Raw genomic sequence first — 23,198 nt, forward strand, 5'->3', positions numbered from 1 at the left:
CAGATTTATTGTGTGATAAGTGCACTTCTAAGTTTTTCAATATAGCGGTATGCTTCTGATACGTCTTCCTTTGTATAATTTTGCTTTGCTTTCAAGGTAAAAACCTTTTCCTCTACTTCATTCCTCGTTAAATCTTCAAAGTACAATACAGTGGACACTAGTTCAAGAAACTTTGAAGATTGATCGTTTATGTCATTTAATAATTCTTTCGTATTGGGTAATTCATAGTTTGATAGATTAAGGAATTCACTGCCCTTTTGAGACAGTGTGTAACGATATTGATAATAGCCAGCCTTTTTTTCTTTTACTTCTTCCACAAATGTTAAGTGACACATTTCTTCCATTCTTAAGTTTAATTCCTCTGAATACGGTCCATATATATGAAATTGATATTTCTCAAAAAAAGGAAACTCTAATTTTTTTGCTATATAAATGAGCTTTTGTAACTTCTTTCTACCTACGACTTCCCCTGTTTGCTTTAATACAGCTAATAGCTTGCAATGCTCCTGTAGCAATGGTTACCCCTCCTGTGCAATGAGTAATGATAAAATACGTTGTTTCTCTTTCGGAAATGTTGATTGATCCTCTAATATATCTTTCGCAAAATATAGCTTATGGTCTGTTCTTTTTTTACCAGAGATTGCTTCCACCACGTCAGATTCTCTAGACAATTCACGTAGATCTCCATTTGGCATGAGGAGGTGAATCGGTAAGCGTTCTTCCTCTTCCCCTGGTCGGTAAAAATCGTAAGGCAGATCTGATGAAGAATCAATAACGAGATAATAGTTAGGATCTAGTCCAATTTTTATAAATAGTTCAATTAGCTCTGGCCATACCTTCATCTGAATACTTGGATCACATTCTACATATTTGAATAAACGTCGACTCATGAATCGTTCACATAAATCCTTTAAGATGGGATCATCCTCATTCTGCCATTCTTGAAAATAGTACAGGATGACAGATTCATCTAGCTTTAAGTAGTCTTCAAGGGTAATTTTTCCGGAGAACAATGAATAAAAGTGTTTTGGTTTGTCTTTAAACTTATATTTATTACTATAAAGGTGCTTTGCTCGATGCAAAATTTTACTTAATATAACTTCTGCACTTCTCGTTACTGGGTGAAAATAAACTTGCCAATACATTTGATAGCGACTCATAATGTAGTCTTCCACTGCGTGCATGCCGCTGTGCTTAAATACTGCTTGGTCTTCCTTAGGTCGCATCACTCTCAAAATCCGTTCCATATCAAATTGTCCGTAGCTCACTCCTGTATAAAAGGCATCTCGAAGTAAATAATCCATACGATCTGCGTCAATTTGACTTGAAATGAGACTAACTACTAGCTTGTTTTCATACGTTTTTGCAATGACATCAGCCACTTTTTTTGGAAAATCTTCCCCCATTACCAACAGTACATTCTTTATCTCCGTATCACCTAAAATGATCTCACGAGTCCATTCTTCATGGTCTGTGTGAAAAACCTTTTCAAAGGAATGAGAAAAGGGACCATGACCAATATCATGAAGGAGTGCTGCTGAAAGGCATACTAACCTTTCCTCTGGATCCCAATTTTCCCTTTCCTCCATATTTTCAACCATTCGACGCATAATTTCATATACACCTAGGGAATGGTTAAATCTAGTGTGTTCAGCTCCATGAAAAGTAAGAAAGGTTGTTCCAAGCTGACGGATTCGTCGAAGTCGTTGAAACTCCTTTGTTCCAATGAGCTCCCATATTAATTCATCACGTACATGTATGTATCGATGGACTGGGTCTTTAAATACTTTTTCCTCTTCTAGGGTTCCGAATCGCCGAGTCATAGGGGACTCCTTTCATTCATGAAGGAATTTTAGATTTCTGTTTTTAACAGGTAAACATGTATTGTCTTTGTTTTTATTATACTAAATAATCAGGAGAAAAAAAGACATCTTTTGACAAAAAATGTTTGTTTCTTCTATTATATGAAGGTCTTTTTAAACTACTCATATGACTTTAAATTTAAATGCTTTTTCAGGGGCAAAAATAAAAAGCTACTCCTACATGAAGTTAAGAAGTAGCTTTCTGTTTATTCGGTTTTTAAGTAGTATCATTACTTTACTCACCTTCATCTATATGGCCACATTATTTCATTTTCTTTTGTACTTTTTCAAGAAGCTGCTTTTCATCAGGTGCTGATAATGGACGATCGTTTACAAAAGCAAATGCCTTTTTTCGACCAGGTCCGCAGTATGACTGACATCCAATATATATTTTTGCATCTGGATCTAGCTTCTTTAATGCTGGGACTAATGTTTTAATATTTGTGGCCTGGCATTCATCACATATTTGAAATTTATTTGCCATCTCTACCACATCCTTCTAAGCCTCGTTGTTAAGGCGGTTTGAAAGTTTTCACTAACGAGTATTTTACAACGTCTGTAGTATATAATGCAACGGTAAGGTTGTCCAATTTTCTTTCATGTATGGTATACTCGTATAGCTAATAGTAGAAACTTAAGTACTATAATCATTAATATTACTATTTTGAAATCACATTTCACTATTATTTGAGGAAAAAATAATAATTAATTGTTTTATATAAAGGAGCTTCACAATGAAGGATGAACATTCACCATTATTCCGAAAAAACTGGTTCATACTCGATCAATCTGTAACTGGTTTAGGAATGAATCCCATGCAATCATTTGCTATAGATGATACGTTATGTCGAAGAATTAGCTCTGAACCAGACTGGGGAATTGCCCGTACTTGGGTTCATAGCAAAACTGTCGTCTTAGGAATACAGGACCATCGTTTGCCCCATATAGAGGATGGTATATCATTTTTAAATCGATCTAGCTACGATGTGATTGTTCGTAATTCTGGCGGTCTTGCTGTCGTTTTAGATGAACATGTCTTAAATATCTCCCTTATATTTCAGGATAATAAAGGGTTGTCCATTGATCGTGGTTATGAGTTAATGGTTTACTTAACTCGATTACTATTAGGTAAGCTTGGTTCACAGGTAGTTGACGGGGAAATTAAGGAATCCTATTGTCCTGGTCGATATGATTTAAGTGTAAATGGGAAAAAGTTTGCTGGCATTTCACAACGTCGTATTCGTGGTGGGGTTGCTGTTCAAATCTACTTAGCTGTAAAGGACAGTGGAGCAGATCGAGCACGGCTTATCAAATACTTTTATGATAGTGCCATTCAAGGGGCTGAAACAAAGTTCGTGTACCCTCGAATTGTACCTGAAAGAATGGCTTCTTTGAATGAAATAAGCACAACGGAGTTCACGGTTCAAGGATTGGTCCATTCTCTTCTTAATACTTTAGCTTCAAGAAGTGACCATTTAGATACGTATGCCCTTTCTGATGAGGATTGGATGCTATACGAGGATAATTTAGCAAAAATGGTTAAGCGAAATGAAAAATTTATTATTTCTTAAAAATTGCGCTGTTGGTCTTCATTGTTGATTTTTCTCATCTAAGTTCAATTACACTTAAAGAAATTTTAAGTCCTATGAGCAGCAGTGCCATCCTGCCATATTCATCTTAAGTAGTTCCGTGGTATGGCAGAATAAAATACATTTTCTTAAACAACCACCCACTTCTATAGGAGATGGGATTTCTCGTTCGAAAAATTCTGTAACTATGAAATAACTTAATAATTAATCACTGTTTTAAGTTGCTCCTCCACATACTTTGAGGTGTTTGAATTGTCATTTGAGATTTCTCTATACCATCTCATCAGGTCTTCCTCTAAATCCTCTTCCACTTCGCTAAGTACTCCGTAAAAAAACAAAACTTGTTCCCTAATCAACTCTTCTTCCTTTTCAAGATCATTGTTTCCATCAGTCAGCTCTCCCACTTGATATGAAATGTGGTTAAGTTGGTCTCCCAATAGATTAAAGTGGATATTACCTGATTTTCGTAAGTTTGAGTTTATAAAGCCTATATCCTTTTTCCATCTTTCATATGGCCGTTGATTTCCCGTTTTTAATTCCTCAACAATAATGTTAAAAGAATCCTCATCTAACTCATGAATGGCTGAACGTACTGCTAATTGATACTCCGCACCATGCCCAGCTTTAAAACTACTATTCTCTTTATATAGAAAATAGTTAACAGCAAGTGATGCAATTAGTAATATAGATAGAATGACTACTTTATTAATCTTCAAAGATATCCCCCCTTAGCACTAGTACTTGAAAATCTATACCTGTTTCGCCATTGCAACAGTTAAATCAACTATCACTTTCTATAATAGGATTTCTATATCATCTTCATATTCCTCCCAAAGACTAGAAATAAAATCGTTAATTTTTTTATCTATTACCTCGAACTCATCAACTAGATTTATTAAATTATTGTTTTAAATTTTGAATACTATTTTATTTTGTTTCTTTCCTTTTTAGTTCCTCAATTTCTTTCTGTAGTTCTAAGATTTTTATATCTTTTTTTCTATAACTGCTTTTGAAATAAAAGACAATTAGTAAAACAGTACCAAGAATACCAGCTAACATAAACAAAAGAACAACTATTAATATTATTTCATTGTGCATAATAATCCCCTCCTTTTCAAATAATACCATAATTAACCATAATAACCCATTATTTGTGTAAAGGGAGTTGGAGGTTTAGAATAAAAAAAGAGACCCATTCACTAAAGATAAGTAGTTCGTTCGTGAGGAGAAAGATACAAATAGAACCGTCATTACTAGTCCCAATAGATAGCTAATTGGACTAGTGATTTTTAACGATATAACAAGGATTTCCCTTAATTTAGTCTCTAATTGGCCCCCGAACTATCGTACAAAAAAAACAACAGACTAATTCTCATTATTCAATAATTATTTGGTATGCTAAAGTAGCTGCTATTAACCTATCTAAAATGGTGTTGAATCAGGTGGAAATAATGCAACCAATAAAGATACATGTAAAAAAACCAACTACACAAGAGTAGTCGGTTCTTTAGGATTATTTTGTAATTATTCCATCTTCAACTAACGCTTTCCCGTTAGTGTAAGTATATTACTTCACAATCTGATTAAAAAAATACATCATAGCGTCATACAAGCCATGATGTATTTTACTCTAACTTTTTTAATTGTTTAGCGTTGTGAATAATGCGAACTATCTCCATTTTTTCATTGTTGATTCTATATATAATTCTATAATTGGTTAAAACCATCTCTCTTATCATATCATTGTTTAATTCAGGAACTACCCTACCAGATGAAGGAAATATTGCAATTGTTTCGATTGTGTCAATAACTCTACTAGCAAAAATATTGGCATATTCCTCCGAGTCTTGAGCTATATAATTACATATCCCTTCTAGGTCTTTAACTGCAGATTTCGCCCAAACTAATTCAACCATTTCCCTAATTTCTCCTTAACTTCATTATGGGAAACGACTTTTCCATTATTGAGTTCTTGTATTCCTTTTTCGATTTTCTTTCTAACATAAAGTTCCTTGATTATATCCTCAAGAGTCACATTTTCTGGTAAATCTTTTATTAATTTTATTACTTCCTCTTTAGTGCTCATAGCAATCTCTCCTTTCCAATATAATCATTATAAACCAATTAGAAGCAATTATCACCAAACAAGAAGTTGTGTATAAATACCAAAATTCCATCTATACAAAAATAATAGCAGCAAAACCTTGTTCTGCTATCGCCCTCCCTCGTTAGCGTAAGTACATTGTTTCACAATGTTGTCTTACTTCTACTATTTACTTACGGAAATTTAGGAATTTCTTTTATACTAATTACGGCTAAGTACCAAAACTCCCCGATCGTTTAAGTGTATTTATTCACAATCAAAGTCTTTGCTATTAAATTACAACACAAAATTTTCCATTAACCTTCCGAAATGAGCAGAATATGAACGGAGCAAACATGACTCATTTATATGCTTTTTTAGTGTGAAAAACGAGACAAATTCACTATGTGAAAGGGTCTCGTTATTACTGTATGTTTTTTAGTTCTCTCCCTCTAAACGTAACTACTTATCTGCAGATGCTATTTGTTAATAAACTGTAGGTGTCATAAAAACCCAATAAGCTAACACTACAAAAAAGAACGGTAGTACAATACCAGCAATACTACATATGATCCCACCTACTGCTAGTTTTTTTCCTGGTTGATTAGTCTGTTTAATTTCCTGTAACGCAATTACTCCAAGTACAAGCCCTATAATCGCAAGAATAATTCCTACAAACCATAAAATCACAAACAAGATTGATAAGATTCCTAGAATAAGTGAAATGGTTGCTTTCGTATTTGTTATACCATTATTATGGTTTATTCGGTTTGAATCACTCATTTCCTGAGTCATTAGTTCACCTCATTCTTTTCTAATTACATCATCATTTATGCTAACTCTAAACTATTTGAATGACTAACATATATAAATCCGTCACCAAAATAATCTAAATAAAGTGTATCATTAATTACCAAAAACATGTAAAGTGTTTTGCAGGAATATAAAAAAGAAAAGACTCCATTCATATAGAACGGAGTCTCTTCTCTGTCTTATAGTTAATCACCTTTTGCGGTTTTAGAATAAAACTTACTTTAATATTAGCATTGATTAGCTATTAATAGTCACTAGGCTTCTACAGACTTTTTTAGTTCTGTGATGATATCAATCCAGCCGTGATCCATTCTGTCTCGAACTTCAGAGGCTTTTGCGTTTGCTTTAGGTAAAACGGTATCAGCTGATTTCCAACCACCGTGAACGAGAGTAAACGCTGTTTTTTCCCCTAAGTCCTGTAATTCAAATGTAACTACCCATCCATCTGTATCCCATGAAAAAGAAAGCTCCTTTTCTTCAGTAACCTCCAACACTTTGCATGGTGATGGACCAAATGGCGATTGCAAATGAAACTCGTGTCCTACTACTGGCTTAATATCGTTTGGCATGAACCATGATCCAATACCTTCTGCAGTTGAAACCGTATCCCACACCTTTTGTATTGGAGCTTCTAATGTTACTGTATGTTTAATATCTGTTAAATTCTCCATACTACATCTCCTTCATTAATAACTAATATATAATTTATATCATATTTAGTATAAAAAGTAATGCTAACCCCATACGTTTTGTACCCTTAATTTATACCTTTGTTACGTGTTAATGTCCATCATTCTACGAAAATAGTCATTCATTTTTTAACCCATCTTCTTCTGGTGTATTATTCGTTACATAGGTAGAAACTGCAAGATCGTGAATTCCACGTATATCTTCTCTTTTCGAAGCAATATAGGCACTTATGATCATTAAAAATGGTATTTCGAGAATAATTGACCTTAGAAGCATCCAGAAAAACTTTAACTTCGTTTTATCCATATTTGCAACACGTATTCCTACAATTCTTTTCCCTATCGTATATCCATGCCAAAAGGTGTGTAAAACGGCGAAATATAAGTTTCCTACAATCATTAGATATGTAGGCAAAAGTGCTGAACTAGTATGAATATCTACAATAGAATTGTCCGTAAATATATGATCAAATATTAGACCTGAGCCAATTAAAATTGATATGTCAATGATGTATGCCCAAAATCGCATAGCTATACTTGCTGGCGATCTAGATAGCTTCTTTAGTTTTAAATAGTTTTCGATGTTCTCTTTTTTTTCGGAGTCCATTTCAGGTTTATGAAAGGACCTGAGCCTATCGTCAACATTATCCTTATTCATGTAATTCCCCCCCTAAATTCTCCTTTAGCTTCTTTTTTGCCCGATGATAGGTTAGATGAACCCTATCCTCCTTCCACTTGAGTACATCAGCGGTTTCCTTTACAGATAATTCTTGTACTCCCCTTAAAATCAATACATCTCGATATTTAGGCTTGAGAGAAAGAATACCTTCATATAACTCTTTTTTCTCTTCATTTAATTGAAGGATTTCATCTGGAGTACTATGTATTTTCGGTTCAAATTTTGAATCAAAGGGTATCGTTAAGAGCTGCTTTTTTCTTTTGGTCTTTCTATGTTCATCTATAGCTATATTTCTCGCTATTCTTAGTAGCCATGTTTTTGGGGAAGCATCTTCTTTAAATACATCATAAGAATGTAATGCTTTTATAAAAACCTCTTGTACGAGGTCCTCTGCATTTTTCCAGTTCGTTTGGAACAGGAAATAACGATAAACATCATCACTGTATAATCGGAACCACTCCGTTATTATTTTATTCTTTTCCATGTCCCCCTCCTTCGATTATTACTCTTATAGTTATAGACGAAATTTCTATTTATTTCTTTCAAAATAAATCTATTTTTTTAATTTGAATCAACTTTATAATTCACTATTAAACGTTGTAACAGCTTAAGCATATGCTCGTCGTTATAGTAACGCCTTCCACTCCAATCGAAAAATTATGTTCGACATTTTCAACAATCATTCTTTACTTATGAAATTCATTTATTTGATAAAGAAAAACGATTTTCTCTTCTAAATTTATAATTTTTTCTTTTCCCCCGGAAAACGCTTCCATCCTTATCATATCAAATGTTTTGGATTCCCGTGGTTTTATCACAAAAAATTAGTGTGTCAGATTTTCTAACGAATTTCATTACATGAATTCAGAAATGTTTTACTATTTAAAACATAACAAGTGATGTTAACTATCATTACACGAAAAGGGATGTGTTTATTATGGCAATAGTGACGAATAATACGGTAGAAAACGCAACGAGTGTTGCAGCAATTGAAGAAGTAATAAAACAAAAGAACGTGGAGCTTCTACACTTACAATTCGTAGACATTGAAGGAATTCTTAAACACGTAACGGTAACATCGGAACAATTAGAATCAGTTGTAGAAGGTAAAATCATGTTTGATGGATCTTCTATAAAAGGTTTTTCACCAATCAACAAATCAGATTTATATTTACAGCCTGACTTAAGCAGCTTTGCGGTTTTACCTTGGTCAGTGGAAGAAGGGTACTCAGAAGCTCGTTTCATATGCAGTGTTAAAAATCCAGACGGAACGGACTTTGAAGGCGATCCTAGAAACGTACTTAAAAGAACCGTTGAAAGAGCAGCTGACAAGGGATATGCCATCAATGTTGGTCCTGAGCTAGAGTTCTTCTTATTTGAAACAGATGAAACTGGTCGTCCTACACAGGAAACGCAAGATTTCGCAGGTTATTTTGAACCATCTCCACACGATAACGGAGAGAAAGTTCGATTAGAAATTTATCGTGCATTAAAGGCAATGGGCTTCACTATTGAAGCATCTCACCATGAGGTAGCACGAGGTCAGCACGAAATTAATTTCAAATATGATGATATTTTAACAACTGCCGATAATGCTGTAACGTACAAGTGGGTTGTTAAAACGGTAGCGAAAAAATTCGGTTTGCACGCTACGTTTATGCCAAAACCAATTGCTGGTGAGAATGGAAACGGAATGCATACAAACATCTCTCTCTATGATTTAAACAAAAAAGAAAATGCCTTTTATGATACAGGGGATAAAAATGGGCTTTCCGCAACAGCATATAGCTTTATCGCTGGTTTACTTTCTAATGTTAAACATTTCGTAGCAGTTACTAACCCACTAGTAAACTCCTATAAGCGTTTAGTACCTGGCTATGAAGCTCCATGTTATATTGCATGGTCTGCATCCAATCGTTCTGCACTCATTCGAATTCCAGCTATGCGTGGACCAGGAACACGTGTTGAAATCCGTTGTCCAGACCCATCTGCTAATCCTTATCTAGCATTTGCAATCATTGCTTCAGCAGGTTTAGATGGTGTGGAAAAAGAATTAGAAGCACCGGATTCATTTGATGAAGATATTTTCAGTATGACAGCAGAAGAGTTATTCCTTAAGGAAATTGATAATTTACCAACAAGCTTAGAGTTTGCTGTAGGTGAGTTTGAAGAAGGGGAAATTGGTAGAAAAACTTTTGGTGACCACGTATTCGATGAATATGTAGAAGCAAAGAAGGAGGAATTAGACAGCTTCCGTACAACCGTTCATGGTTGGGAGTTAGAAAAATACCACACAAAGTTCTAATAGATGAGTATTAATGTTACACATCTTAGCTAATTATGAATATTTCGTCACTCTATATGAAGACACGTAACGATGAACGTTACGCGTCTTCCTTTTTACGTTTTTACGATTGTTTACCAATTCTTTATTTAAAATCCGACGAACCTTGTATATGATAGAGAAAAGATACTATCCACAATTCGCCACACTATCAACGTTTTATAGATCTCTAGATGAACTTCCTTGAATGCGCTTTCAAATTATGTACAAAAAGGAGGAATTAATGATGCACTTGAATACCTGGAAGTTATTCGTAGTAGCCTTCCTATCACTTTTCATTATCGGCTGCCAAAATCAAGATTATAATGAAGTGAATTATGAAAAAAGTTTGGAAGCTTTTTCACCAGATACATTAGAAGAGGTTCTTAAGGAGCAAGTCGAAGAAGACTTTACCGCTTCTCGTTCCATGGTTGTAAAATATGATATTGCCTATCATGTCTATTCTAAATATATCGATCCTGCTACTGGAAATGGTAGCGGTCTGTTTATTTATGTACGCAATTTACAGACAGATGAAAGTGAAATGGTAGAACTAGAACATGTTAGAGACAAGATTATAGGTATGTTTAGTATTACAAAGCATCCTGCTGATGAAAAGTTATATGTACAATATGTGGATAGAACAGATGAAAACAACAGAAAGGTTTACGTAGATGAGTTTGATATACAATCTCAGGAGTTTCAGGAACTACTTTCTTTTTCTGATGGGTCATCAGGTGTACTTAACCCCATTTCAACCGTAAACGAAAATAACCATACATTAAATGTCTTTATACCCGATCGCGCAAATCAAGCTAGAATTAGATGGTTTGAAATCGATTTAAACAACTACTCATCAGAAAGACTTGACGATATTCCCTTCCACACAGGAGGAATTCGAACGTATGGATACGCTGCGGATGACGGTATTATGTATCTTCCTGTTGCAGCAACAGGGCAACTTCATTTAGTTACATTAGACCTAAATAAAAATGAATTACTATCTACTAACCAAATTGATAAGATTAATCATAGAGAGCCTCCACGGATGACAGATGTTGCATTATATAAAGACGATATACTCCTGGTGAAATACTTACGACCAGCTAGATACTCCAATCGTCCAAATACTGGTTTAATTGGAGAACTAGTTGTAAACGTGGTGGACCTGAATGAGAGTAAAAGCGTTGGTATTCAAGCACTAGCAGGCTTTGACAAAAGTGAAGGAGTTACTCATTATATCGCTTCCGACCAAGTAGATGAGGAGCATTTCGTTTCTGTCTATACAACAGTGGATGAAGTACATGAATGGCATCTTCATGAACGACATGAAAATTATAATCATACGTACGTTTCCTTATTTAAACTTGGAGAAGGAAACAACGTAGAGGAAATTGATAAGGTAGTACTCGATCCCTCTTGGGCGAATAGAGTAACAGTGGAAAATAACCAAATCATTGTCACATATAACGACACATCAGCTGATCATGGTGCTTGGCTCCAGATTTTTAAAATGAAATAATTACAAAAAGCTCGATCTCAGTACTTTGAGAAACGAGCTTTTATTATCACCATTAACTTAACTATTCCGTTAAACCTTGCATTGCTGTAATTAAAGCAAGCTTGTACACATCTTCCGCGTTACAACCACGTGATAAATCGTTAACTGGTTTATTTAACCCTTGAAGGATTGGTCCAATTGCTTCGAACTCACCTAAACGTTGAGCAATCTTGTAGCCAATGTTTCCTGCTTCTAGACTTGGAAAAACAAATACGTTTGCTTCCCCTTTTAATGGAGAATCTGGTGCTTTCTTTTGTGCTACAGATGGAACAAAGGCAGCATCAAATTGGAACTCCCCATCAAGGACCAATTCTGGTGCTCTTTCTTGTGCTAGCTTTGTTGCCTCTACAACTTTTTCTGTTTCAGGACTCACTGCAGACCCTTTTGTTGAGAAACTTAACATTGCTACCTTTGGATCAATATCAAAAACTTGTGCAGTTTTCGCAGCTTCAATTGCAATTTCAGCTAAGTCATTGCTATCTGGTGCAATATTAATAGCGCAATCACCAAAAATGTAACGTTGGTCACCTTTTACCATAACGAATACACCTGATGTTTTCTTCACGCCTTCTTTTGTCTTAATGATTTGAAGAGCAGGACGAACAGTATCTCCAGTAGAGTGAGCAGCTCCACTAACAAGACCTGCTGCTTTCCCAGTATGAACTAGCATTGTACCAAAATAGTTTGGTGTCTTAAGAATTTTCTCCGCTTGCTCCTTTGTTGCTTTTCCTTTACGTCGTTCAACAAAGGATACAACAAGCTCGTCAAACTCAGGATATGTTTCAGGATCAAAAATATCTAAAGCTGAGACATCTAGATTTAATGTATTAGCTAATCCCTTAATCTCATCAACGTTACCTACAAGGATTGGATTTAAAACCCCTTCCTTTTTTAACCTTACTGTTGCTTCTAATATACGTTCATCCGTACCTTCTGGAAAAACAATAGATGGATATCCTTGTTTCACCTTATCTGCGATGGCTGTAAACATATTTGACACTTTAAAACCCCTCCTAATAATTTCCTCAAAGAATTTTCTACCTCTAAGGATACTCCTTCTAGTACAAAAAATAAATGCTATCATAGTCAAAATCATAAAGTTTAAATTTTCAGAATGATAACAATTTCACAAACATTTGATGTATAACCATATCGGTAAGATTTAAATTCATTATTGCTTAAAAAACAGCCTTTTTAGTATAATGAATGAATAGTCAGTCATTTTCGTTAAACTTAACTTCATATACTACATTAATTATCCACTTAATAGTTTCTATTACCCATTCATCACAAGATCACACTTCTATTTTTCAAAAATAAAAATAACTTTCATCATTACTATTTATCATCTTCAATAAAAGGGGGAGAAAGATGGCTAGTGATACATTATTCCAACCGTTCAACATAAATAGTTTAACGTTGAGAACTAGAGTAATCATGGGGTCCATGCACGTAGGCTTAGAAGGTCTTGAAGATGGAACGAATAAATTAACAGAATTCTATAAACGAAGAGCAAAAAATCATGTAGGTCTTATCGTTACTGGTGGTGCTGCTGTTAATAAAGAAGGTAGTGGTGGTTTAGATTTCATGACTATCTATAAGGAATCGGATGTTGATCGGTGGAAGCCATTGACGAAAGAGATTCATGATGCAGGTGGTGCCATAGCCTTACAACTATTCCATGCTGGCCGTTATGCCTATAAAGCGTTAACTGGTGTAGACCCTGTTGCCCCCTCCTCTATCCAATCCCCTATTAACCCTGACAAGCCTGTTGAAATGACACAGGAGGATATTTTTCGTACAATTGTTGATTTTGCCCAAGGTGCTAGAAGAGCTAAAGAAGCTGGTTTTGATGCCGTAGAAATTATGGGATCGGAAGGTTATCTTATTAATCAATTTACCTCCCCTGTCACAAACAAGCGGACAGATCCTTGGGGTGGATGCTTTGAAAAAAGGATTGCCTTATCCTTACGCGTTACAAAGGCAGTTCGTCAAGCAGTAGGAAAGGATTTCCCAATTCTATTTCGTATGTCGGGATTAGATTTAATTGATGGCAGCACTCCGGAAGCTGAAACGCTTCGGTGGGCTAAGGAATTAGAAAAAGCAGGTGCTGATGCTTTGAATATTGGCATTGGCTGGCATGAATCACGTACTCCTACTATTTCTATGAAAGTTCCAAGAATGAATTTTGTGTATGTAGCTGAAAAAATCAAGGCGGAAGTAACGATACCTGTCATAGCAAGCAATCGTATTAACGATCCAATTGAAGCTAATAAACTGTTACAGAAGGGAACCGTTGACCTCATTTCTATGGCTAGACCCTTCTTAGCTGATCCAGAAATTCTAACTAAATACCGTGAGAATCGTGTCAATGAAATAAATACATGCATTGCTTGTAACCAAGCTTGCCTCGACCATGTATTTGAGGGTTTACCTGCAACTTGCCTAGTTAATCCAGAGGCTGGTCGAGAAACGGAATTAATTCTTACACAAACAATGGTACAAAAAAAGGTGCTAGTGATTGGGGCTGGTCCAGCTGGATTAGAGGCTAGTCGTGTTGCAGCTGAACGCGGTCACTCTGTCACCCTTGTGGACGGACAATCTGAATTAGGAGGACAACTGAATTACGCAAAGAACATTCCTGGAAAAGGGGAATTTCATGAAACGATTCGATATTACAAGGTTCAGTTAAACCGGTTACACGTAGTGGTTCTATTAAATAAGGTTATATCTGGTGCTGATGATCCTCTAGTTCAAGATGCAGATGTGATTATTATCGGAACAGGTATCGTCCCAAGAATACCTGACATCGATGGAATTCACTCTTCATCTATTCTCACTTATCGTCAAGCCTTTGAAAACCCAAGGAAAGTTGGTAAAAATGTCATCATTGTTGGCGGTGGGGGCATCGCCTGTGACCTAGCATTGTTTTTAAAGGAAAGAGAGTGTGAAACGATCACGATGCTACAGCGTGGGAAAGCCTTTGGGAGGGGGATCGGTAAGACCACTCGTTGGACAACGTTATTAGAGCTTCGACAGAAAAAGGTGAAAATGACTGGGGGTATCGAGTCTTATAACAAAATCGAGAATGGTAAAAAGATTTTTTATACTCATCATGGTGAAGAAAAATCCATAAAAGGCGATACGATTGTCATAGCTGCTGGTCAACTAACAAATGAAGCACTTGCAGAAAAATTTAAAGACATAGGAAAGAAAGTCCATATCATTGGAGGAGCACGACACGCTTTAGGATTAGATGCAAAAAAGGCTATATATGATGGCACGATTGTTGGGAGAGAATTATAGGAAGGAGCTAATTAATGTATAGTAATAAAACGGTATCGTACACTGTGTCAAATGAGGTAGCAACGATAACAATGAATCGGCCCCAAGTGAAGAATGCAATAAATCTTCACATGCATGAGGAGCTGTATGCTGCTTTTCATGCTGCCGAACAAGATGATCAAGTGAAGGTGATTGTGTTAACTGGAAAGGATGGAAGCTTTTCTAGTGGTGCAGATTTGAAAAGTATTCCCCTTGATCAAATGAGTAGCTTTGATCATGGCACGTATTTAGAACAAACATATAACCCTTTGATCCTACTTATAGATCGTATGGAAAAACCAACAGTTGCCTATCTTAATGGTACAGCAGTTGGGGCTGGGTTAAGCCTTGCATTAGCTTGTGATTTTCGCGTAGGTGATCCTGATGCGAAGCTAGCCCTCAGTTTTTTAAAAATAGGATTAATACCTGATGCTGGAGCATCATATTTTTTACCACGCCTAGTTGGTCTAGGGAAAGCCTTAGAACTATCATTAGGTTCTTCCATAACTGCTGAGGAAGCCCTTCGGATAGGACTAATTAATCAGCTGGGTGACCCTACATCCTTTATTGAGTCGTTAAAAAATGTATCTCAACCTGCCTATAGCTTAATGAAAAAAAATATGAAAACTGGGTTTCAGCAATCGTTAGAGGATGTTCTCCATATGGAAGTGCTTGGACAACGAGAGTCTGGGAAATCACCTCATCACCAACAAGCTATTAGAACGTTCATTAAAGGCCACTAGTCATTATTGGAAAACGGATGCTGTATTTTCAGGCCTACCCTGAAAATAAGAAACGTTTTAGAAGCCCGGAAAACAATGAAAAACACAAATGCAGGATGAATCAAGACACTATTCTTCCCGCAAATGGTGGAAAAACACAAATGCAGGATGAATCAAGCCATTATTCTTCCCGCAAACGGTGAAAAATCACAAATTCAGGATAAATCAAGCCATTATTCTTCCCGCAAATGATAGTAAATCACAAATGCAGGATGAATCAAGCCATTATTCTTCCCGTAAACGGTGAAAAATCACAAATGCAGGATAAATCAAGCCATTATTCTTCCCGCAAACGGTGAAAAATCACAAATGCAGGATAAATCAAGCCATTATTCTTCCACAAACAGCATGATATTGGAATTGGGGGAAGGTAGTATACTTTAGAAAAAACATTTTCATCCCCCATACTGCAAGACTGCGGTAGGCAAGAAACGTTCTAGAAGCCCGGAAAGCAGTGAAAAATCCAAATGCGGCACTCAAACAGCATTATAGAAGCCCGGAAAGTTGGAAAATCATGAAATGCAAAGCCCAAGAAGCATTATAGACGACCGCAAAGAAACAAATTCATGAAATGCAGTAGCCAAGAGGTGACGATATTCACTATGTAGGCACGGTGTTTGGTTTTTGAATTTTGAACAAGTATAATGAAAAAAGATAGACGAAATTTATCACATGTAACAATCATCTTATAAAATGAGTGAAACATTTAAATGAATGGAGTGACGTATCAATGAGTGAAGCAGCAAAAACTTTAGAGGGCTGGTTTTGTCTCCACGACTTTCGGTCGATGAATTGGGCAGCTTGGAAGCAACTAGACTCAGAAGAACGAGAAACAATCATGGGTGAATTTCTTGGGTTACTTGAAAAGTGGAATACTACTCAAGAAAAATTTGAAGGGAGCCATGCCCTTTATACGATCGTTGGACAGAAAGCTGACTTTATGATTATGCTATTACGCCCAACAATGGATGAATTAAATGAGCTTGAAAATGAATTTAATAAAACTCGTTTCGCTGAATTTACTATTCCTGCTCATTCCTACGTATCAGTAGTAGAATTAAGTAATTACTTGCCTGCTGATAAGGATCCTGAAACAGACCCTGAAATCCAGGCACGCTTAAAACCAATTTTGCCAAAATGGCATTACCTATGTTTTTACCCGATGGACAAGCGTCGTGAAGGTAATGATAACTGGTACATGCTTTCTATGGAAGAACGTAGAACCATGATGCGAAGTCATGGGATGATCGGACGGGAATACGCAGGTAAGGTTCGTCAAATCATCACTGGATCTGTTGGCTTTGATGACTGGGAATGGGGCGTTACTTTATTTGCTCACGATGTTCTTCAATTTAAAAAGCTTGTTTACCAAATGCGCTTTGATGAAGTTAGCGCTCGTTTTGGAGAATTCGGCTCCTTCTTTGTTGGAACTCTCTTAGATGATTCAAAGGTTAAATCATTTTTATACGTGTAGTGTAGTACACACGGAACCCTTCATTGAAGGGATAGGACCCATAAATAAAACGGAAGCTCGAACAGGTTGATCTTATTAAAAGGATCAACCTGTTTTTTACTATGTTTTTCTTCCATACTTTTATTTATCAATTGTCATAGGCTCCTGTATGTATACATACACATAAAATAGTGATTGCAGCAAATATACTTATGTCATTTATGTAGGCAATATCTGTCAACGTTTAAACTCAAAAAACAATCCATTCTTTTTCAATTAACTTTAAAGGGGGTGTTTAATTGGGTGTTATAAAAGCACGTGATAAAGACATTCAATTGTTAGCTCGGTTAATGAGGGCCGAGGCTGAAGGTGAAGGAGAACTAGGAATGCTGAAGGCCGGTAACGTCATGGTGAACCGCGTTCGGGCCGATTGTCTTGATTTTGAAGACATTAACGATGTTGAAAGAATGGTTTATCAATCTCCAGGTGGATTTGAAGCAGTACAAAAAAGTTACTTTTATCAGCATGCAAGAGAACGTGATAAGCGTTTAGCAAGAAAACTAATTCAAGGGGAACGTCATCATCCTGCTGATTTTGCCTTATGGTTTTTCCGTCCTGAAGGCTCTTGTCCAGCTCAATGGTGGGGTCAATGGAATTCAGGTCGATATAAGCTTCATTGTTTTTATACACCGTTAGCTAGTGAATGTCAGTCCGTTTACTCTACTTTTTAACATTTGAATATATCCATCTACCTTAATTACATTTTCGATTTATTTTCAACCTAATCAAGTAATATACAAGGAGTGATTCGATGTACTCACAATCAGGTTATCCTTATTCACCTTATGGCTATGGAGGAGCTACTGGCTATCCAGGAAGTTCCCCGGGAACCGGATATCCACAAGGGGCTACACCAACACCAGGATTTGCTCAACCACAGCCATCTCCTGCTCCGGGTTCACAAGCACCAGGGCAGCTCCCTATAGAGCAATCCTTTATTGAGAACATATTACGTTTAAACAGAGGGAAAATTGGAACATTCTATATGACTTATGAATACAACGATCGCTGGAATGCAAAGGTTTTTAAAGGGGTAGTAGAGGCAGCTGGTAGAGATCACATCATCATTAGTGATCCACAAACAGGAAAACGATACTTGCTATTAATGGTTAACTTAGATTACGTTACCTTTGATGAAGAATTAAAATATGATTACGATTGGCCTGGTGCTGCTCAGCCTGATTTAGAAACATATCCACCAAGATAAATTGTACTGTAAAACTTTAATTTTTATAAATAGTAAAGCCTACTATGTAGTTTATGCATAGTAGGCTTTTTCACTGACATGGTTTTGTGAGCTGTGAGCTTGTTTGGGTGGCCTATGAGCCAGTTTGGGCATTTATGAGCCTTTTTGTGTTGCCTATGAGCCAGCCCTACATTAATTGCCCCACTTCAAAATCACAAATTGCTCTACACCCTACCGTGATGAATCAAACTGCTTATCCTTGCCATGCAGCTAGAAAAATTAACACCCAGCCCGTTAAGAAAGCAACTCCTCCTATTGGAGTGATGGCACCTAAGATTGATATGCCTGTCAAGCTTAGCACGTACAAGCTACCTGAGAAAATAATGATCCCAATAAAAAATGCCCATCCTGCACCTGTTAATAAGCCTGTAGCTCCAAGGTATTGGGTAAGTATGGCTACACCAATTAATGCTAGTGTATGAATCATGTGGTATTGTACTGCTGTCTGAAATGTTTCTAAATAGCCTGTTGCTTCTAGTTTCGACTTAAGTGCATGGGCACCAAAAGCACCTAAAGCAACAAACAAAAATCCACTTATACTTCCAAGCATTAAAAACAATTTCATTTTATTAGCTCCTTTGCCCATCATTATGTATTCTAAGAAAAGCGCAAGGTGCCCCAATTCCGCCTAAGTACAGCCTACGTCCTGTAGGCAACGGCGTAATATCGACATCCTGTCTCCCTCCGATATGCAAATGTTCTGGCCGTTAAAAAGTGCTTTATACTTTTTATGCGGACAGGTTATTTGACTCGAGGTGATGGCGCTTCAATTTAACCTAAGAAGGCCCACGTCCTGTGGGCAAAGGTTAAATCATCGACGTCCTGTCTCCTAGACACCTTACGTAGAGTGAAAGTTTTCTTATCTTTGAACAAAGGATATCACAGACTTTCTAAAAGCACCAAATGTTCCGCTTCGTTATATTTACAAAAATTCACACACTACTAACGATTTTGTAAAAATACTTCAAGTGCTCTATGCATTTTGTTTGCATCCTCAGGTGAATCAGATGCAACAACAATATGATCTCCTCTCACCTCTAAATTCACATTATGAAAACCTTGTTGGTGTAGAAAATCAGAAACATTTGAAATGTCTTCATTTTGGGAAACGAGCATATGTTTACCTACATAATCATTATTAACAAAAACATCATAACTATCGTGACTTAATTTTGTATTGGCATCTGCGTCTATTGGGTCATCTGATAACATTCTAAAGTTAATTCCAAATTTATTTCCATAATTAAAAATATCCATTTACAATCCCTCCTTATCCACATTTTCTCCAGTTTTCACGAAATGTATCCATAAATGTCGAATTAATTGATTATGTAAACGTAACTACTTATAATCTAAACAAAAGAAAAAGTAAGCTAGCTCTATGCCTTTATGCACAGGCGATTACATAGTCGGACTTTTACTACACCCGTAAAATTTTTCACTTCGTCGAAATCATCTTCATTACTAAAATTTTCTACTCTACTTCAAAAAGCCATGATAAGTTTTTATCATAGCAACCAATTTATAAGGAGTGTGCATTAACTGTGGATAAAATAAATGTACGGACGTATTCCATTGATGATTTTGACAAGCTACTAACAATACAAAAAGAAGCTTTTCCTCCACCATTTCCGAAAGAGTTATGGTGGAACAAAGAGCAAATTCAGGCACATATTAAGACCTTTCCTCAAGGTGCAATGCTTGCTGAACTAAACAATGAACCAGTAGGATCCGCCACCTCGTTAATTGTATCGTTCGATGGGTCACCACATACATGGGAGAAGATTGCTGATAACGGTTATATAAGAAATAGTCATGAACCTACGGGAGATACTTTATACGGTATTGATTTGTGCGTCCGTCCATTCTTTCGTGGTCAAGGAGTTGCTCAGGCACTTTATGCTGCTAGAAAAAAACTAGTTGTTGATCTTGGACTAAAGCGTTATGTTGCCGGATGTCGAATTCCAAATTATTATGAATATGCGAAGGATTTAACTGTGGATAACTATGTGGACAAAGTAAGAAATGGTGAATTGAAGGATCTAGTATTAACATTTATGCTTCGCCAAGGACTAGAGCCAATTCAAATTATGCCAAATTATTTGGACGATGAAGAGTCTTTAGACTACGGTGTTATTGTGGAGTGGAAAAACCCCAACTTATAAATTTTTATTTCTAGAGATACGTTTCTGTTATTAATATCATGATGACTTTTCATCTTCTTCAAGAGTGTCTACTTTGCTTTGTATTGCCTTTAAAATTTCTTCTAACTCTTCTTTAGAAAAAGAGTTAATAGCTTTATCACTTACAATAATGTTTTCTCTTTCTTCTTTTGAAGAGAATATGGCCTTGATTCCAGCTATGTTTACTTTTTTATCAATAAAAGATTTTATCTCTAATAATCGATCTAAATCATTTAGTGAAAAAACACGTTGATTCGCTTTGTTCCTTACAGGGTGAATTAAACCATTTTCCTCGTAATATCGAATTTGACGTGCTGTTAAATTAGTCATTTCTTTCACAAAGCTGATTGGAAAAATTGCTAGATGTCGAGGAATTTTGTTAATCACGATTCCCTGCCCCCTTCACATAAGATTGTTTATTTCGTGTTTTTAAACAAAGAGAAAAGCAAGCTACTTATTTTAGTAAATCAAAGTGAGTAGGAGGTGAACTCCACTCACTTTGATATTTTAGGTTGCTATCACAAATACTTTTTATTAAGCACCTGTTGCTTTACCTTTATCTTGCTCTGGCATATTCTCTGGGTAACCGTAGCTTCCGTGCTCTGCCATGTCAAGCCCAATTAGCTCTTCTTCCTCAGATACTCGGATACCACCCATGATTGTTACCATTACCTTTAAGATAATAAATGATAATACGAAAGCGAATAAACCTGAAGATACAACCCCTACAATTTGAACACCTAACTGAGTAAATCCACCACCATAGAATAGACCAGCTTCTCCACCGTTCATTGCTGCTAATTCTGGTGTTGCAAAGAAACCTGTGGAAATGGTTCCCCAAACACCTGCAGTACCGTGAACAGATAAAGCGAATATTGGGTCATCGATTTGCATTTTCTCAAAGAATTTCATGCTTGCATATACGATTAATCCACCAATCACACCGATTACTACTGCTGCCCAAGGTGCAACGAAGGCACAAGATGCTGTGATTGCAACTAAACCTGCTAAAGCACCGTTTAATGTTGTTGGAATGTCTGCTTTTCCAGATAAAGCCCATACGATAAACATGGCTGCAATGGCACCTGCTGCTGCTGCTAATTGTGTGTTAAGTGCTACATAACCGAAGAAGGCACCATCTACACCTAATGTACTACCTGCGTTAAATCCAAACCAACCTACCCAAAGGACTAGAACACCTAATGCTGTATATACTTGGTTATGTCCAGCTAAGTCGTTTGGTGAACCATCTTTGTTGTATTTCCCAATACGTGGTTTTAAAATTATCGTTGCTGCTAATGCTGCCATAGCACCAGTTAAATGAACAACGGTTGAACCTGCAAAGTCTTGTTTTCCAAGGTCCGCTAACCATCCATCTCCCCAAATCCAGTGAGCAACAACTGGATAGACGATTGCTGAGAATGCGATAGCGAAAACAACATAAGCAGTAAGTTTCGCCCTTTCAGCAAAACCACCGAAGGCGATTGTTAAGGCAATGGCTGCGAAAGCTAATTGGAACATGAAATCCGTAGAGCCTGCTAACCCATCTACTTCAGAAGTAAAGTCACCGTAGAAGAAATCGGATAAGCCTATAAATGCGTTTCCTTCTCCATAAATAAATCCATACCCTACAGCCCAGAACACAATAGATGCTACCCCAACTGTAAAGATCGTTTTACCGGCAATGTGACCGGCATTTTTCATTCTAGTGGATCCTGCCTCCAGTAATATAAATCCACCTTGCATCAGTAGTACTAAAGTAAAACAAACAATTATAAAGACATTATTCATTAAGTAAATTGGATCCATCTTGCACCTCTCCTTTTTTAATGTGTGAATGTTGTTAACATCCTTTGTTAAGTCCAATTATACTTTTGAAATTTTCTGAAACAACAAAACTGTCAGGTTATCTGACAAGGTATTTGAATAGCGTTTTGTAAGGTTCACCCTATATAAACGCTTACAATGCTGTTATAAAAGGGGTCTATAGAATGTAGAAAAAAGCATAAAAAACCATCATCAAGACGGAAAGAAAATGCCTGATGATGGTTTCAAAAAATCCATGATATATTTTTTACAGAATTTCATTAAAAATCTAATAAGCTGTCACTTTCTGGTTCATCACTACCATCATAAATAGAGGAACGTTCATTACCATCTCTATTTGTGACTTTCTGTTCGGTAGAGCTACTTGTTTTTACATCTTTTATTGTAGCATGTTGCACTTTTGGTGCAGTCAATGGTTTAGGAGCCTCTTCAGAAGCTAGTAGCAAATCACAATATGTCTTTATTGCAACAGCTTGTTCACGATATACCGTAGAATTGGGCTGTTCTTCTAATGATGCCTTTAGCTTCCTTAGTTCATCCTCCATTTTCTTGACGACAACTTTAGCTGGTATATCCACATTCGTTCACTCCTAAAAGTAATCTAGCTATGCTTTGGCTTTCGGGTAAACCACCCACCCATGAAAGAAAACAATTGCACCATGGGGGATGAAAATACTCATCAGGAAGTTCATCCGTTTCAGGCAGGCGCTTTCACCACAGACAT

26 protein-coding genes are annotated in these 23,198 nt (G+C 36.4%); 9 read left to right on the top strand and 17 right to left on the bottom strand.

Annotated features, from left to right (window positions below; translation table 11 throughout):
* Nucleotides 1-5: 5 nt before the first annotated feature.
* From QA612_RS07710 to QA612_RS07720, 3 genes are all read right to left on the bottom strand, one after another.
* Entirely contained in the window at nt 6-515 is a 510-nt protein-coding gene (locus QA612_RS07710; protein WP_278283212.1) for a YwgA family protein, read from the bottom strand.
* A gap of 3 nt (nt 516-518) precedes the next feature.
* Nucleotides 519-1,823, bottom strand: coding sequence for an HD domain-containing protein (locus tag QA612_RS07715; protein WP_278283213.1), 1,305 nt, complete (start codon nt 1,821-1,823; stop codon nt 519-521).
* Nucleotides 1,824-2,124: 301 nt separating this feature from the next.
* Nucleotides 2,125-2,346 (bottom strand): YuzB family protein, encoded by a 222-nt coding sequence (locus QA612_RS07720; RefSeq protein ID WP_278283214.1) that lies wholly within the window; start codon nt 2,344-2,346, stop codon nt 2,125-2,127.
* Between the two features lie 250 nt (nt 2,347-2,596).
* Between QA612_RS07720 and QA612_RS07725 the strand changes: the two genes are divergently transcribed.
* Nucleotides 2,597-3,433, top strand: a complete 837-nt coding sequence (locus QA612_RS07725) for a lipoate--protein ligase family protein (protein WP_278283215.1) — start codon at nt 2,597-2,599, stop codon at nt 3,431-3,433.
* Between the two features lie 215 nt (nt 3,434-3,648).
* Here the strand turns inward: QA612_RS07725 and QA612_RS07730 are convergent, their stop codons facing one another.
* The 8 genes from QA612_RS07730 to QA612_RS07765 all read right to left on the bottom strand — a co-directional run bounded on the left by QA612_RS07730 (nt 3,649) and on the right by QA612_RS07765 (nt 8,199).
* Nucleotides 3,649-4,167, bottom strand: a complete 519-nt coding sequence (locus tag QA612_RS07730; RefSeq protein WP_278283216.1) for a hypothetical protein — start codon at nt 4,165-4,167, stop codon at nt 3,649-3,651.
* Nucleotides 4,168-4,378: 211 nt separating this feature from the next.
* Nucleotides 4,379-4,549 (bottom strand): hypothetical protein, encoded by a 171-nt coding sequence (locus QA612_RS07735; protein ID WP_278283217.1) that lies wholly within the window; start codon nt 4,547-4,549, stop codon nt 4,379-4,381.
* A 527-nt stretch (nt 4,550-5,076) separates the two neighbouring features.
* Nucleotides 5,077-5,367 carry a type II toxin-antitoxin system RelE/ParE family toxin gene (locus tag QA612_RS07740; protein WP_278283218.1) on the bottom strand — a complete coding sequence of 97 codons (291 nt, stop codon included), beginning with the start codon at nt 5,365-5,367 and terminating at the stop codon, nt 5,077-5,079.
* Entirely contained in the window at nt 5,355-5,537 is a 183-nt protein-coding gene (locus tag QA612_RS07745) for a hypothetical protein (protein ID WP_013490502.1), read from the bottom strand. Before QA612_RS07745 ends, QA612_RS07740 begins: the two co-directional genes overlap by 13 nt.
* Before the next feature lie 483 nt (nt 5,538-6,020).
* Complete coding sequence (locus QA612_RS07750) at nt 6,021-6,329, bottom strand: DUF4190 domain-containing protein (RefSeq protein ID WP_278283219.1); 309 nt, start codon at nt 6,327-6,329, stop codon at nt 6,021-6,023.
* 272 nt (nt 6,330-6,601) lie between these two features.
* A complete protein-coding gene (locus QA612_RS07755; protein WP_278283220.1) occupies nt 6,602-7,018 on the bottom strand; it encodes an SRPBCC family protein in 417 nt (138 codons plus the stop codon).
* 136 nt (nt 7,019-7,154) lie between these two features.
* Nucleotides 7,155-7,694, bottom strand: coding sequence for an RDD family protein (locus QA612_RS07760; RefSeq protein ID WP_278283221.1), 540 nt, complete (start codon nt 7,692-7,694; stop codon nt 7,155-7,157).
* A complete protein-coding gene (locus QA612_RS07765) occupies nt 7,687-8,199 on the bottom strand; it encodes an RNA polymerase sigma factor (protein ID WP_278283222.1) in 513 nt (170 codons plus the stop codon). Before QA612_RS07765 ends, QA612_RS07760 begins: the two co-directional genes overlap by 8 nt.
* 453 nt (nt 8,200-8,652) lie before the next feature.
* Here QA612_RS07765 and glnA point away from each other — a divergent pair, with 453 nt between their 5' ends.
* A complete protein-coding gene (glnA, locus tag QA612_RS07770) occupies nt 8,653-10,020 on the top strand; it encodes a type I glutamate--ammonia ligase (protein WP_278283223.1) in 1,368 nt (455 codons plus the stop codon).
* Between the two features lie 265 nt (nt 10,021-10,285).
* Entirely contained in the window at nt 10,286-11,560 is a 1,275-nt protein-coding gene (locus QA612_RS07775; RefSeq protein WP_278283224.1) for an SseB family protein, read from the top strand.
* Between the two features lie 61 nt (nt 11,561-11,621).
* Here QA612_RS07775 and pta read toward each other — a convergent pair whose 3' ends face one another.
* Nucleotides 11,622-12,599 (bottom strand): phosphate acetyltransferase, encoded by a 978-nt coding sequence (gene pta / locus QA612_RS07780; RefSeq protein WP_278283225.1) that lies wholly within the window; start codon nt 12,597-12,599, stop codon nt 11,622-11,624.
* Between the two features lie 371 nt (nt 12,600-12,970).
* Here pta and QA612_RS07785 point away from each other — a divergent pair, with 371 nt between their 5' ends.
* The 5 genes from QA612_RS07785 (at nt 12,971) to gerQ (ending at nt 18,425) form a co-directional block, all read left to right on the top strand.
* The gene (locus QA612_RS07785) at nt 12,971-14,905 is read left to right on the top strand and encodes an oxidoreductase (RefSeq protein WP_278283226.1); all 1,935 of its coding nucleotides are present in this window, start codon (nt 12,971-12,973) and stop codon (nt 14,903-14,905) included.
* A 14-nt stretch (nt 14,906-14,919) separates the two neighbouring features.
* The gene (locus QA612_RS07790; protein ID WP_278283227.1) at nt 14,920-15,666 is read left to right on the top strand and encodes an enoyl-CoA hydratase/isomerase family protein; all 747 of its coding nucleotides are present in this window, start codon (nt 14,920-14,922) and stop codon (nt 15,664-15,666) included.
* 769 nt (nt 15,667-16,435) lie between these two features.
* Nucleotides 16,436-17,179, top strand: coding sequence for a hydrogen peroxide-dependent heme synthase (gene hemQ, locus QA612_RS07795; RefSeq protein WP_278283228.1), 744 nt, complete (start codon nt 16,436-16,438; stop codon nt 17,177-17,179).
* A 278-nt stretch (nt 17,180-17,457) separates the two neighbouring features.
* Complete coding sequence (locus QA612_RS07800; RefSeq protein WP_278283229.1) at nt 17,458-17,889, top strand: cell wall hydrolase; 432 nt, start codon at nt 17,458-17,460, stop codon at nt 17,887-17,889.
* Nucleotides 17,890-17,969: 80 nt separating this feature from the next.
* Nucleotides 17,970-18,425, top strand: coding sequence for a spore coat protein GerQ (gene gerQ, locus QA612_RS07805; RefSeq protein ID WP_278283230.1), 456 nt, complete (start codon nt 17,970-17,972; stop codon nt 18,423-18,425).
* A gap of 232 nt (nt 18,426-18,657) precedes the next feature.
* On the opposite strand, the gene QA612_RS07810 is transcribed toward gerQ, so the two are convergent.
* The gene (locus QA612_RS07810; RefSeq protein ID WP_278283231.1) at nt 18,658-19,029 is read right to left on the bottom strand and encodes a DUF423 domain-containing protein; all 372 of its coding nucleotides are present in this window, start codon (nt 19,027-19,029) and stop codon (nt 18,658-18,660) included.
* A gap of 377 nt (nt 19,030-19,406) precedes the next feature.
* Nucleotides 19,407-19,721 carry a hypothetical protein gene (locus QA612_RS07815; protein WP_278283232.1) on the bottom strand — a complete coding sequence of 105 codons (315 nt, stop codon included), beginning with the start codon at nt 19,719-19,721 and terminating at the stop codon, nt 19,407-19,409.
* A gap of 287 nt (nt 19,722-20,008) precedes the next feature.
* Between QA612_RS07815 and QA612_RS07820 the strand changes: the two genes are divergently transcribed.
* Complete coding sequence (locus QA612_RS07820; RefSeq protein ID WP_278283233.1) at nt 20,009-20,629, top strand: GNAT family N-acetyltransferase; 621 nt, start codon at nt 20,009-20,011, stop codon at nt 20,627-20,629.
* A gap of 36 nt (nt 20,630-20,665) precedes the next feature.
* Here QA612_RS07820 and QA612_RS07825 read toward each other — a convergent pair whose 3' ends face one another.
* The 3 genes from QA612_RS07825 to QA612_RS07835 form a co-directional block, all read right to left on the bottom strand.
* Nucleotides 20,666-21,034, bottom strand: coding sequence for a MerR family transcriptional regulator (locus QA612_RS07825; protein WP_278283234.1), 369 nt, complete (start codon nt 21,032-21,034; stop codon nt 20,666-20,668).
* A 147-nt stretch (nt 21,035-21,181) separates the two neighbouring features.
* Nucleotides 21,182-22,456: an ammonium transporter gene (locus tag QA612_RS07830; RefSeq protein ID WP_278283235.1), complete on the bottom strand. Its 1,275-nt coding sequence runs from the start codon at nt 22,454-22,456 to the stop codon at nt 21,182-21,184.
* A gap of 278 nt (nt 22,457-22,734) precedes the next feature.
* A complete protein-coding gene (locus tag QA612_RS07835; protein WP_278283236.1) occupies nt 22,735-23,052 on the bottom strand; it encodes a YwdI family protein in 318 nt (105 codons plus the stop codon).
* Nucleotides 23,053-23,198 lie beyond the last annotated feature (146 nt).

The sequence above is a fragment of the Evansella sp. AB-P1 genome, assembly GCF_029688925.1.
Classification (GTDB): domain Bacteria; phylum Bacillota; class Bacilli; order Bacillales; family Salisediminibacteriaceae; genus Evansella.